Origin of the sequence: Epilithonimonas sp., from assembly GCF_032055105.1 — a bacterium.
Classification (GTDB): domain Bacteria; phylum Bacteroidota; class Bacteroidia; order Flavobacteriales; family Weeksellaceae; genus Epilithonimonas.
Genome location: NZ_DAMBRK010000006.1, coordinates 72659 through 85447 on the forward strand (window position 1 = coordinate 72659; position 12789 = coordinate 85447).

The window sequence follows — 12789 nt, forward strand, 5'->3', positions numbered from 1 at the left end:
GTTTATTAAACAACAGATAAGATAATCTTTCATCTATCCGTCTATTATCTTTAAGTCTATTTCAAACAAATCATCTCAGTTACTTCCACATCGTAACCAGAAAGAATCGGTTTGATATTAGGATTTTGAGTAATGACTTTAAATTTATTAATGCCAAGATCTTTCAAGATTTGAGTTCCAATTCCATAATCACGGAAGTTAGGAGCGATCGTTGGTTGTTCGCTAGTTCCGTCTTGGAAATTAAGGAAATGTTTGATTCTACTCAATGTATTTTCTTTGTTAGAAACATTATTGATAAAAACTACAGCGCCTTTTCCTTCTGCATTGATGAGGTCAGTGATTTGTTGCATCAATGGGTGTTCACCATTCGATAATCTGCTGAAAACATCAAAATAAGTTCCCGTTGACTGAACTCTCACAAGCACAGATTCGTCTGCTGACCAAGTTCCCTTTGTCAAGGCATAATGGATTTGTTCCGTCGGTTTTTCTTCGAAAACGTAAAATTTAAAATCTCCATAATGCGTTTTGATATCACGCTCTTCGATTCTTTCCACAAGATCACCTTGTCTCATTCTGTAGTTGATAAGATCTTCGATAGAAATCACTTTCAAGTCGTGTTTTTCTCCGAATTTTAGAAGGTCAGGCAATCTAGACATACTTCCGTCCTCATTTAGGATTTCGCATATCACGCCACCTTCTTTCAACCCTGCTAATCTTGTTAAATCAATTGCAGCTTCTGTATGTCCCGCTCTTTTCAGAACACCGCCTTCTCTTGCACGAAGCGGGAAGATATGTCCGGGTCTCATCAAGTCGCCAGGCTTTGTTTCCTCATCCATTATTGCTTGGATAGTTTTTGCACGGTCACTTGCAGAGATTCCGGTAGTTGCACCTTTTCCAAGAAGATCAACAGAAATTGTAAAAGCTGTTTCTTTCGGATCGGTAGAATTAGCCACCATCGAGTGAAGTTCCAATTCGTCACATCTTTTCTCGGTAAGAGGCATACAAATTAAACCTCTTGCGTGCGTTACCATAAAATTGACAATCTCAGGCGTTGTCAGTTCAGCAGCTGCTAAAAGATCCCCTTCGTTTTCACGGTCTTCATCATCTACAACGATGACCATTTTACCATTTTTAAGGTCTTCTAGCGCTTCTTCTATTGTATTAAGTTGGAAATTATCCATTGTTTCAAAAAAATTTTTGCAAAGATACTTATTTAGAACCTAAATAAAGATTGTAATAATCAATTAAAAATATGCAGAAAATGTATTTTCAGGAGCCGGGAACCTGCTTTCCGCTACAATCTTTTTTGCAAGACGTTTTGTTTTCAAATATTATGAGTTTTCCGCAAAAAAGGATTTCCACTGCAATCAGGGCTATGACGCATTTGGTCATCAAATCAAGCTTTTACAATTCTAATTTACTTTTTTTGAAAAATAAAATCAGATAAAATTTGAATTCTAAAAAAAAACACTAAATTTGCAAACCAAACAAAACGGTGCTTTGGCCGAGTGGCTAGGCAGTGGTCTGCAACACCATCTACAGCGGTTCGAATCCGCTAGGCACCTCACTGGTAAACCCTAATTCATTGATAAGTAATGTTTTAGGGTTTTTTGTTATCTGTGTTTCTCGATAATTTGATAAAACCTTTTTATTTTCCTTTTTTCACACGTTCGAACATATAGTACAGAAGTATATTTTTATGAGTAAGAAATACTTAATCATTCAATAAAATATTTTCACTCTCATCAAATTATCACAAGTTCAAAACCTTTGACGGAAATATTGGGCTTGATCCATAATTACTTTATTTTAATGTTAATTTAGTGTCAAGTTGGCAAACGTTTTGTTAAGTAAGTTTTACACTCATCACAACTCATAAATCACAATTAATATGGAAGCGACAGAACTTAGACTCAACAATCTGCTTATGTATGAAGACTCGATTGTGCCAATTATCGGAATGGAAAATATTAATGAAGAAATCCTTGTGAAAATTGATTCGGAAACCGCTATTGATTCTAGAAAACTAAAACCAATTGCGTTAACTGCCGAATGGTTTTCAAAACTGGGGTTTAAGGAGGCTTATCGTTCTCAAAGCAGAATAAGATTCGACCTTCCAAACTATTGCCGATATGATTTTGATCTCAATTCTAATAAAATTTTAGAAGGTTTTTTGTTTTTCGGAAACTATATCAAATGTAGTTATCTTCACCAATTGCAGAATATCTACTTTACATTAACAGGCGAAGAACTGAAAATAGAATACGAACGTCCCAAGCTCCAAACCACTTTATCATAAATATCCTCGGAACCTGATTGTAAAAAATCAGGTTTTTTATTTCCAAAAATCTGGCTTCTAACTTCTGACATCTCACATCTTTCCTTACTTTTGTGTAAAATTATATTGAATTGAAAACCCATTTCATTGCCATTGGCGGTTCTGCGATGCACAATCTTGCCATTGCTCTCAAAGATAAAGGCTATCAGGTGACTGGTTCCGATGATGCTATTTTTGAACCTTCAAAATCCAGATTAGAAAGAAAAGGAATTCTTCCTGCAGAGTTAGGTTGGTTTCCCGAAAAACTGACTTCGGATATTGATGCGGTAATTCTCGGGATGCACGCACACGCAGACAATCCGGAATTGGCAAGAGCGAAAGAATTGGGATTGAAAATCTATTCTTATCCTGAGTTCCTTTACGAACAATCCAAAGAGAAAACGAGAGTGGTAATTGGAGGTTCTCACGGAAAAACGACGATTACATCAATGATTCTTCACGTTCTAAATTTCCATCAGAAAGACATCGATTATATGGTCGGCGCACAATTGGAAGGTTTTGATTGTATGGTGAAAATCACGAATGATAATGATTTTATGATTCTTGAAGGCGACGAATATCTGTCTTCTCCAATTGATTTACGTTCAAAATTTCTACTTTATCAACCGAATATTGCTTTGATTTCTGGAATTGCTTGGGACCACATTAATGTCTTTAAAACCTTTGATGATTATGTTGAGCAATTTAGAAAATTTGTGGCAAGTATAAAACCGGGCGGAGTTTTGGTTTATAACGAAGAAGATACTGAGGTTGTAAAAGTGGTTTTAAGTGCTGAAAATTATTTCAGAAAAATCCCTTACAAAACACCGGAATACGAAATCGTAAACGGAATTGTAAACTTGAAAACCGATATGGGAGATATTCCTTTATCCGTTTTCGGAAAACATAACCTTCTGAATATGGAAGGCGCAAGATTCATCTGTTCTCAGCTGGGAATTATGGAAGAGGAATTCTATGAGGCGATTATGAGTTTCAAAGGTGCTTCCAAAAGATTGGAAAAAGTGGAGAGGAAAGACGGCGGTTTGCTTTACAAAGATTTTGCTCACGCACCAAGTAAAGTGAAAGCGACTGTTTCCGCTTTTGCAGAACAATTTTCAAAGACGGAAACTTTTGGATTTTTAGAATTGCATACTTATTCCAGTCTCAATCCGGTTTTCTTAGAACAATATGACCTCGCAATGGACGGTTTGGATAATGCGGTTGTTTTCTATTCGGAAGATGCTTTGAAGATTAAAAGGATGGAACCGATTTCTCCAGAATTAATCAAAGAAAAATTCAAGAATGAAAATCTGAAAGTCTTTACCAATGCAGAAGATTTGCATAAATATTGGGAGAGTCTTGATAAAACCAAAGGCGCATTTGTAATGATGAGTTCCGGTAATTTCGGAGGTTTGGACTTGACGATTTAAAATAATATTCAATACAAATATTTATCAGAAATAATTTGCAACCACATAGACACATAGATTTTTAGAAATAAAGAATAAATAGAGTTGTAACTATTTTCCCTTTTTGAAACAAATAATCAATTTTCTTTGTGCCTATGTGGTTTTATTAATTTTAGCCATACTCTAACAATCCTTTTGAGAAATCGAGAGGATTTTATTTTCGGCTAATTTATTTGTTAGATTAATCTAACATTTATATATTTGTCAATGAAAATATTTGTTTTTATGATTGTTAAGTCTTCTTTATTCGTTTTTATCTTCCTTTTGACAGGTTTTGTTTTTATTAAATCTCAGGAAATAAAAGTGGACACAATTAATGTTAAAAAATCAGACAGCATCAGTTTTGAAGAAAAACAATCTAAAACTTCTAATATTGATGAAGTCGTTATTTCCGGAACAATGAAAGAAGTGAATCGATTGGAAAGTCCTGTTCCGGTTGAAGTTTATACACCAAAATTTTTCAGGAAAAACCCAACGCCAAGTATTTTTGACGCTTTACAAAATATCAATGGTGTTCGTCCTCAGCTCAATTGTAATATTTGTAACACGGGCGATATTCACATCAACGGTTTGGAAGGACCTTATACAATGGTTTTGATTGACGGAATGCCCATCGTGAGTTCATTGGGAACTGTTTACGGACTTTCCGGAATCCCCAATTCTCTGGTAGAAAGAATTGAAATTGTAAAAGGTCCGGCTTCATCACTTTACGGAAGTGAGGCTGTTGGCGGACTCATTAATATTATTACTAAAAAACCTCAAAATGCACCATTGGCAACGGCAGATTTGATGTCCACAACTTGGGGCGAATATAATGTGGATTTAGGTTTCAAATTCAATGTAGGGAAAAAAGCGAGTGTTTTGACGGGAATTAATTACTTTAATTTTCAGAATAAAATTGATAATAACCACGACAATTTCACAGACGTCACTTTACAAAACCGAATCTCCGTTTTCCAAAAATGGAATTTTGAAAGAAAAGAAAATCGTCTATTCACAATTGCAGGGCGATATATGTACGAAGACCGTTGGGGTGGCGACATCCGTTGGAACAAAACTTTCCGAGGAGGCGACCAAATCTATGGCGAAAGTATCAACACCAATCGAGCAGAGATTTTAGGGAATTACCAACTTCCTGTGAGTGAGAAAATGTTCTTTGCTTTTTCATTGATTAATCACGACCAAGACAGCCGTTACGGAATGACCTCTTACATTGCTAATCAGAAAATTGCTTTTGGACAACTGACTTGGGACAAGAAACTAGGTAATCACGATTTGTTGGCAGGAACAGCTTTGCGATATACTTATTATGATGACAACACGCCAGCAACACAATTCGAAGCTGAAAAAACTTGGCTTCCTGGGATTTTTATTCAGGATGAGATTACGTTGGCGGAGAAGCATAAACTTTTGCTAGGTTTCAGATATGACCATAATAATATACACGGGAATATTTTCACACCTAGATTGGCTTACAAATGGTCTGTAAATGATAATAATATTTTGAGATTCAATGCAGGAACAGGTTTTCGGGTGGTTAATCTTTTCACGGAAGACCACGCGGCTTTGACAGGTGCGAGAGATGTGATTATCCTTAATGATTTAAAACCTGAAAAATCCTACAATGCCAATTTGAATTTTGTTAAAAAAATCTATTTTGATTCAGGAAGTTTTATGGGATTGGAAGCTTCTGCTTTTTACACGTATTTCACCAACAGGATTGTTCCGGATTACAAAACAGATACCAATAAAATCATTTATGACAATTTAGACGGACACGCCGTGAGCAAAGGTATCAGCCTGAACGCAGATTTGACTTTCACCAACGGTTTGAAATTCATTCTCGGAGGAACTTTAATGGAAAATACGTTGACGGAAAACGGAATCACAGAACAACAAATGTTGACCGAAAAATTCACAGGAACTTGGACGGTTTCTTATAAAGTAAAACCTTTGAATTTATCAGTTGATTACACGGGGAATATTTACAGTACGATGCATTTGCCTTTGTTGGGAGAACTTGACCCGCGAAAACCGACGTCGCCTTGGTGGAGCATTCAGAATATTCAATTCACTTATGATGGTTTCAAGAAATTTGAAATTTATGCTGGTGTAAAAAACTTACTCAATTGGACCCCGAACAAAGGAAATCCATTTATTATTTCAAGGTCAAATGACCCTTTTGGAGAACCGACATCGGACAATCCTTTACCTTTTGATACTTCTTATGTTTATGCACCAAATCAAGGAATCAGAGGTTTTTTAGGAATTCGATTTAATTTTAATTAAAGTGAAAATTCTGAATACCATATTTAGATTTGCAATTCTGGGAAGTGTTTTACTTTCCGGAATTTGCTTTTCGCAGATTAAAAATCATCAGTTTGAGGAACTAGAAAATTTACAAAAATCGGAACTTCGAAATGTCATAATTTTCATCAAAACCGATTGGTGCAACTACTGCAAAGCAATGGAGAATACGACTTTCAAAAATCAAAAAGTTACCGAACCCGTTAACCAAAATTTCTATTTTATTAATTTCAATGCAGAAGAAAAAAGAGATATTAATTTCGTAGGAAAAACATTTCATTACAAACCAACAGGAATCAATACAGGAGTCCACGAGTTGGCAGAAACATTGACAGAAGGAAAAACAACTTATCCAAGCCTAATCATTTTAAATCCTCAAAACGAAATCATTTTTCAATATAACGGTTATTTAAAATCCTCGGAACTTTTAGAAATGATAAACAAATAAAACCACTTTTATAAGCAAAGCGCCTTTGTAAACCTAAAATATTTTCAATAATTAAATAAAAACCTTTGTAGACTTTGTGTTAAAATAATATAATAAAAAAGTGCCCAGATAATTCCGAACACTTCTATAATAATTGATATTGATTAAAACTTAATCTCTTCTGCTTAAGAAAATTCTCAAAATATACCAGAACAAAAGCATTATCGATGCAAACATCTGCAACGCCGCGCCAACATATTGTTCCTTGTTGTAGATATTTTTGATGTTGTAAGTCTCATAAAGAATACTCGCACTCGCTAATCCAACCATTGCCAGAGAGAACCAAAGTCCAAGATTGAAACCGAAAATCACACCTACAATAATAATTCCCAACGCAACAAATCCGCCAATCACGATGATATTTCTAAGAAAAGAAAAATCTTTGTTGGTAAAAAACACGGTTGCTGTTAATCCGGCGAACATAAATAACGTTACCAAACCAGCTTGAGTAATCACTTGTGGAGCGTACACACTTGCGATTCCCAACATTGGAAGGAAAATCACGGCTTCTATCAAAACGTATAATCCTAAACCAAGATATTGTGTATTTCTGGAAAGCGAGAATGATAATTTAGTAGCTAACATAGATGCCAACCAAAAAACGCCAATCACGGCTAACCAAATATATTTTCCGGTCAACATCGATAAAACCGTTTCCAAAGGAATCGTTTTCAATAAAAGATATTCCACCGCTCCGAAAGCCAAGATTGCCACCGCAACGTGCATATATGTTTTTCTGTAAAATTCTGCTTTTTCGATTTCTGACAACTGAGAAACCATTAATGAATCATTCATTTGTTGTAAAATTAGTTATTCTCAAAGATAACATTTTCTATTAAAAACACATCTTAAGGATTTCATAATTCTTGTTTAGGAGCCGGGAACCTGCTGTCCACTATATCTTTTTTGTTTTTCAGACGTTCTGTCATTTCGAACAAAGTAAGGAATCCAAAAAACAAAAAAGGATGCCGTTCCCATCAGGGCTAGGGTTTTCCACATCCAAACAACTTTCCACATCAAATATAATTTTTACCAATCCTTTTGCTGAGCGAAGCGTCTTTGTGAACCTTAAAATGTTTTCAATAATTAATAAAAATCTTTGCGGACTTTGCGTTCAAATAAAAAATATTACATTTGAGAAAAGCCAAATCTAATAAAATGAGATACGTTCAACTAGGGAAAGTTCCTCAAAAAAGACACACGATTTTCAAATCCGAAGATGACCAATTCTACTACGAGCAACTCTTTGGAACCGAAGGTTTTCACGGAATTGCGTCGTTGTTGTATCATACACATCGCCCGACTCAAATCAAATCGATTGGTAATGTAAAAGACATTACACCAAAAATTGCGGTAGAAAAAAACGTCACACCAAGAATGATAAAAGGTGCAAAAGTGACTGCTGAAGATGACTTTTTGGAAAGTAGAAAAATTTTGATGCTAAACAATGATTTGAAAATGGGTTTAGCAAAACCAAGAAAATCAACAGATTATTTCTACAAAAATGCAGAATGTGACGAGTTACTTTTCGTCCACGCTGGAAAAGGAACTCTAAAAACAATGCTTGGTAATATTGATTTCTCAGTCGGCGATTATCTTATCATTCCAAGAGGAACCATTTATCAGTTGGAAGTTGCATCGGAACAAAATGTTTTCTTTTTCATAGAAGCGCATTCACCAATTTATACTCCAAAACGTTACCGAAATGAATTTGGACAATTGTTGGAACATTCACCATTTTGTGAGAGAGATATTATTCCACCAACTTTTGTTGAACCTAAAAATGAAAAAGGCGATTTTCTTATCAAAGTTAAAAAAGAAAACCAAATCACGGATTTCGTTTACGACACACATCCATTTGATGTCGTTGGTTGGGACGGTTATTTTTATCCTTATAAATTCAATATCAAAAACTTTGAACCAATTACTGGTCGGGTTCACCAACCGCCTCCGGTTCATCAGAACTTTGAAGCGCACAATTTTGTAGTTTGTTCGTTCTGTGCAAGGATGTATGATTATCATCCACAAGCCATTCCGGCGCCTTACAATCATTCCAACATCGATTCTGATGAGGTTTTGTTTTACACAGAAGGAGATTTTATGAGCAGAAATCACGTGGATTTAATGGATTTTTCACTTCATCCTGGAGGCATTGTTCACGGTCCGCATCCAGGTGCAATGGAACGCAGTATCGGTAAAAAATTCACTGAAGAATATGCAGTAATGGTTGATCCTTTCCGTCCTTTGAAGCTTACAGAAGAAGCGATTAAAGTAGAAGACCCAACTTATAAAACGAGTTGGCTGGAATAAAAAATCAAAGCTAGCAAAAATGTTAGCTTTTTAATTTAGTTTCAATGTCAAATCATCAGCGTCCTGCAAACGGACTTCCAAAAATCCCAACCGCCAGTTCTACCCAAACTAACAACAGAATTACTAAAGTTTTTCCTATCAAAATCAATCTACTTTTTGTGGTTGTGAATTTTTTCAAAATCAAATTAATTGTAAATGCTGCTCCGAAAAGTATAAATCCTGCAATTGTAAAATCAAATAGTGACCAATTGACTTCTTTAGAAAACTGCATGGCAATAAACGGAATACTTAGTAACAAAACTGGAACTGAAAACAGGATCGTGCTTCTTTGGTTTTTAGTAATCATAATTTTAAACTTCAATCATAAAGAACTTTGAATTGCAAAGTAAAATATAATTTTTTAAATCTCAAAGAAAATCTGTGATTTTTATCATTTTGATTACAAAATAAAAGATATGTGATAATCATCATTAATTATAAGGTTGATTTTTAATTAAATTTGTGTGAGTTAAATAATCAGTTTTAGCACTGCCTTAAAATTGGTTTGTAAGTTCGGGAAAGATTGTTGTCATTGGGTTTTTATAGGGTTTATGGCAACAATTATATTATTAATGATTCTAAAAGTCTTTTAGTTTTGAGGTTGTAATTGTATTTTCTAAATTTAGATGTGCTAAAATCAGTGTTTAACACGTGTTTTAAAAGAAAATAAAAACTTTATATCTTCATGAAAATTGAGATTTAGGATTTATGTTATTGCATTCTTAAAGTCCAATTATAAAATTGATATTAAAAAAATTAAAATTAAATGTTAGAAAGAATACGATTAGAAAGTCTACGCCAAAAAGTGACTAGTGTTGAAAATGCTGTTAGCATTATAAAGGACGGAATGGTTGTAGGGTCCAGCGGTTTTACAAAAGCTGGGGATAGTAAAGCTATTTTACCTGCTTTGGCTGAGAGAGGAAAAAATGAAAATTTCAAGATCACATTAATGACCGGCGCTTCTTTGGGGCATGGAACAGATGGTAAATTAGCGGAAGCTAATGTTTTGAAAAAAAGGATGCCTTTCCAAGTAGACCCGATTTTACGAAATAAAATAAACACTGGAGAGATTCTATTCATAGACCAGCACTTAAGTGAAAGTGCAGAACTCTTACATACCAAAAACTTACTTAGTCTGGATGTAGCTGTTATAGAAGCGGCTTATATAGAGCGAGATGGAAGTATAGTTCCTACAACTTCTGTGGGTAACTCCGTTACTTTTGCAACAATGGCAAAAAAAGTCATAATAGAGATCAATACAGAAGTTCCAGAATCTGTTTATGGTATTCATGATATTTACCAAGCCGAAGATTATCCTTTCAGAAATGTAATTCCAATTGTTGCGCCATGGAACAAAATTGGAAGAAAAAGTATTCCGGTAGATCCCAATAAGATAGAAGCCATTGTTTTTACAAACCTGAAAGATAGCCCTGCTGATATTGCTGAGCCAGACGCTAAAACTACAGCAATTGCTGACCATCTTCTTAGGTTCTTTGAAAATGAGGTGCAGCTGGGAAGACTTACAGATCGTTTGTTGCCCCTGCAAGCTGGGATTGGCAAAGTTGCAAATGCTGTTCTTACAGGATTTAAGAAAAGTAATTTTTATGATTTGACCATGTTTTCCGAAGTGCTACAAGATAGTACCTTCGATTTGATAGATGCCGGGAAATTAAGTTTTGCTTCTGCATCATCTATAACAGTGTCTAAAGAATGCTATGATCGGGTTTTTGACAATTTGGCACATTACAAAGATAAGTTTGTTCTTAGACCTCAGAATATTTCCAATACACCAGGGCTGATAAGACGTCTAGGGGTTATTGCTATTAATACGGCGATAGAATTCGATATTTATGGAAATGTTAATTCAACACATATTTCTGGTACCAAGATTATGAATGGAATTGGAGGTTCGGGAGACTTTGCACGTAATGCTTACCTAAGTATTTTTGTAACGCAGGCAGCTTCCAAAGAAAATAAAATTTCTCATGTTTTGCCAATGGTTTCTCATACAGATCATACAGAACATGATGTGGATATTTTAGTTACAGATATTGGGTTGGCAGATTTAAGAGGTCTTGCTCCAAGAGAGAGGGCTCAGAAAATAATAGATAATTGTGTTCATCCGGATTATAGAGAGGAGCTTCAATCTTATTTTGATAGGGCTTGTGAGAGAGGAGGGCATACTCCACATCTATTAGAAGAGAGTTTTAGCTGGCATTTGAGACTTTCGGAAATTGGAAGTATGAAAAAATAGCTACATTGATTTTGCGACAATGACACGAAAAAACCACTAAACCGAATATGATTAAGTGGTTTTTTTATGTTTAGCTATTTAAATAGTCATAATTTGGAATTGGAAAATTAAAAACTTATTTAATTTTTGTATATAGCGAATACGGCTTTTTTCGTTATTTGTGTTTTTAAAATCGTGACAATTCTTTAACAAAAGTAACAATAGAAAATCAATGAAAATAAACTTAAGTGTACTTAAAAATTATCATTAATTAGGTTATGGAATTGTTTGCATTTTGTGAATTTTAATTACTTAAACATTTTGAATTACAATTTTGAATCGCAATAAAACTAACAATCGTTAGTTTATTTCCGAAAAAATATTATCTTGGCAAAACAGATAATAAAAAAAAAAGTAAAATGTCAACACTCACTTTTGCCGAGAAAATCGCACAAGCCGAGAATTTTCTCCCAATCAATGGAACCGATTTTATAGAGTTTTATGTCGGAAATGCCAAGCAAGCCGCCCATTTTTACAAAACAGCGTTCGGTTTTCAATCTGTTGCTTATGCTGGACCAGAAACTGGTGTTAGAGATAGAGCGTCTTATGTTCTTCAGCAAGGTAAAATCAGATTAGTTTTAACATCTGGACTCAAATCCGATTCTCCTATTTGTGAACATCAGAGAAAACACGGTGATGGTGTTAAGATTTTGGCGCTTTGGGTAGATGACGCTTACAAAGCTTTTGAAGAAACTACAAAACGTGGAGGAAAACCTTACTTAGAACCTCAAACTTTGACGGATGAATACGGAGAATTGAAAATGTCCGGTGTTTATACTTACGGCGAAACTGTTCATATGTTCATAGAACGCAAAAATTACAATGGTGCTTTTATGCCGGGTTACGAAAAGTGGGAAAGCGACTATAATCCTTCTGATGTTGGATTGTTATACGTTGATCATTGCGTAGGAAATGTCGGTTGGGATAGAATGATTCCCACAGTTGAGTGGTACGAAAAAGTAATGGGATTTGTTAATATTCTTTCATTCGATGATAAGCAAATTAATACAGAATATTCTGCATTGATGTCAAAAGTAATGTCCAATGGAAACGGCTATGCTAAATTCCCAATCAACGAACCAGCAGAAGGTCAGAAAAAATCTCAAGTAGAAGAATATCTGGATTTTTATGAAGGTGAAGGCGTTCAGCACATTGCAGTGGCGACAAAAGATATTGTAAAAACCGTGACAGAACTTAAAAAAAGAGGCGTGGAATTTCTTTCTCCACCACCGGAAGCCTATTACGAGATGATTCCGGAAAGAGTAGGAGATATTGATGAAGATATCAAAAAACTTCAGAATCTTGGGATTCTTGTGGATTGTGATGAAGAAGGTTACTTGCTTCAGATTTTCACAAAACCTGTTGAAGACAGACCAACTTTGTTCTACGAAATCATCGAGAGACACGGAGGTCAGAGCTTCGGAGCTGGGAATTTTAAAGCGCTTTTCGAAGCTTTGGAAAGAGAGCAGGAAAAACGTGGAAACCTATAAACCCAAATTATTTTCTTATATTTTTACAATTAAAGCATTATTTTTAATGCTTTAATTTTTTAATCTAATTCTAAATT

11 protein-coding genes and 1 tRNA gene are annotated in these 12789 nt (G+C 34.9%); 8 read left to right on the forward strand and 4 right to left on the reverse strand.

Features of this window, described 5'->3' with window-relative positions; genetic code table 11:
* Window positions 1-56 precede the first annotated feature (56 nt).
* Window positions 57-1181 (reverse strand): 3,4-dihydroxy-2-butanone-4-phosphate synthase, encoded by a 1125-nt coding sequence (ribB, locus tag RTY06_RS06705; protein ID WP_312823745.1) that lies wholly within the window; start codon window positions 1179-1181, stop codon window positions 57-59.
* A 313-nt stretch (window positions 1182-1494) separates the two neighbouring features.
* Here ribB and RTY06_RS06710 point away from each other — a divergent pair.
* The 5 genes from RTY06_RS06710 (at window position 1495) to RTY06_RS06730 (ending at window position 6541) form a co-directional block, all read left to right on the forward strand.
* Window positions 1495-1565, forward strand: a tRNA-Cys gene (locus tag RTY06_RS06710).
* A 326-nt stretch (window positions 1566-1891) separates the two neighbouring features.
* On the forward strand, window positions 1892-2299 hold the full coding sequence (locus RTY06_RS06715) for a hypothetical protein (protein WP_089769046.1): 408 nt from the start codon (window positions 1892-1894) through the stop codon (window positions 2297-2299).
* A gap of 110 nt (window positions 2300-2409) precedes the next feature.
* Window positions 2410-3747, forward strand: coding sequence for a UDP-N-acetylmuramate--L-alanine ligase (murC, locus tag RTY06_RS06720; RefSeq protein ID WP_312823747.1), 1338 nt, complete (start codon window positions 2410-2412; stop codon window positions 3745-3747).
* A 246-nt stretch (window positions 3748-3993) separates the two neighbouring features.
* Window positions 3994-6075, forward strand: a complete 2082-nt coding sequence (locus tag RTY06_RS06725; protein ID WP_312823749.1) for a TonB-dependent receptor domain-containing protein — start codon at window positions 3994-3996, stop codon at window positions 6073-6075.
* Window position 6076: 1 nt separating this feature from the next.
* The gene (locus tag RTY06_RS06730) at window positions 6077-6541 is read left to right on the forward strand and encodes a thioredoxin family protein (RefSeq protein ID WP_312823750.1); all 465 of its coding nucleotides are present in this window, start codon (window positions 6077-6079) and stop codon (window positions 6539-6541) included.
* 150 nt (window positions 6542-6691) lie between these two features.
* Here RTY06_RS06730 and RTY06_RS06735 read toward each other — a convergent pair whose 3' ends face one another.
* Together RTY06_RS06735 and RTY06_RS06740 are read right to left on the reverse strand one after the other, a co-directional pair.
* Window positions 6692-7375 (reverse strand): Bax inhibitor-1 family protein, encoded by a 684-nt coding sequence (locus RTY06_RS06735; protein ID WP_312823751.1) that lies wholly within the window; start codon window positions 7373-7375, stop codon window positions 6692-6694.
* A gap of 75 nt (window positions 7376-7450) precedes the next feature.
* Window positions 7451-7597 (reverse strand): hypothetical protein, encoded by a 147-nt coding sequence (locus RTY06_RS06740; protein WP_312823752.1) that lies wholly within the window; start codon window positions 7595-7597, stop codon window positions 7451-7453.
* A gap of 141 nt (window positions 7598-7738) precedes the next feature.
* Between RTY06_RS06740 and RTY06_RS06745 the strand changes: the two genes are divergently transcribed.
* The gene (locus RTY06_RS06745) at window positions 7739-8890 is read left to right on the forward strand and encodes a homogentisate 1,2-dioxygenase (RefSeq protein WP_312823754.1); all 1152 of its coding nucleotides are present in this window, start codon (window positions 7739-7741) and stop codon (window positions 8888-8890) included.
* A gap of 55 nt (window positions 8891-8945) precedes the next feature.
* Here RTY06_RS06745 and RTY06_RS06750 read toward each other — a convergent pair whose 3' ends face one another.
* The gene (locus tag RTY06_RS06750; RefSeq protein WP_312823756.1) at window positions 8946-9236 is read right to left on the reverse strand and encodes a hypothetical protein; all 291 of its coding nucleotides are present in this window, start codon (window positions 9234-9236) and stop codon (window positions 8946-8948) included.
* A 459-nt stretch (window positions 9237-9695) separates the two neighbouring features.
* Between RTY06_RS06750 and RTY06_RS06755 the strand changes: the two genes are divergently transcribed.
* The gene (locus tag RTY06_RS06755; RefSeq protein WP_312823758.1) at window positions 9696-11183 is read left to right on the forward strand and encodes a succinate CoA transferase; all 1488 of its coding nucleotides are present in this window, start codon (window positions 9696-9698) and stop codon (window positions 11181-11183) included.
* Window positions 11184-11581: 398 nt separating this feature from the next.
* Window positions 11582-12712 (forward strand): 4-hydroxyphenylpyruvate dioxygenase, encoded by a 1131-nt coding sequence (gene hppD / locus RTY06_RS06760; protein WP_312823760.1) that lies wholly within the window; start codon window positions 11582-11584, stop codon window positions 12710-12712.
* The last annotated feature ends 77 nt before the right edge of the window (window positions 12713-12789 follow it).

Bases quoted from the DNA above. Each gene is read 5' to 3' on its own strand.
- hppD (WP_312823760.1), top strand. From the start codon at position 11,582: ATGTCAACACTCACTTTTGCCGAGAAAATCGCACAAGCCGAGAATTTT.
- RTY06_RS06715 (WP_089769046.1), top strand. From the start codon at position 1,892: ATGGAAGCGACAGAACTTAGACTCAACAATCTGCTTATGTATGAAGAC.
- ribB (WP_312823745.1), bottom strand. From the start codon at position 1,181: ATGGATAATTTCCAACTTAATACAATAGAAGAAGCGCTAGAAGACCTT.
- RTY06_RS06735 (WP_312823751.1), bottom strand. From the start codon at position 7,375: ATGAATGATTCATTAATGGTTTCTCAGTTGTCAGAAATCGAAAAAGCA.
- RTY06_RS06755 (WP_312823758.1), top strand. From the start codon at position 9,696: ATGTTAGAAAGAATACGATTAGAAAGTCTACGCCAAAAAGTGACTAGT.
- RTY06_RS06750 (WP_312823756.1), bottom strand. From the start codon at position 9,236: ATGATTACTAAAAACCAAAGAAGCACGATCCTGTTTTCAGTTCCAGTT.
- RTY06_RS06725 (WP_312823749.1), top strand. From the start codon at position 3,994: ATGAAAATATTTGTTTTTATGATTGTTAAGTCTTCTTTATTCGTTTTT.
- RTY06_RS06745 (WP_312823754.1), top strand. From the start codon at position 7,739: ATGAGATACGTTCAACTAGGGAAAGTTCCTCAAAAAAGACACACGATT.
- RTY06_RS06740 (WP_312823752.1), bottom strand. From the start codon at position 7,597: ATGTGGAAAGTTGTTTGGATGTGGAAAACCCTAGCCCTGATGGGAACG.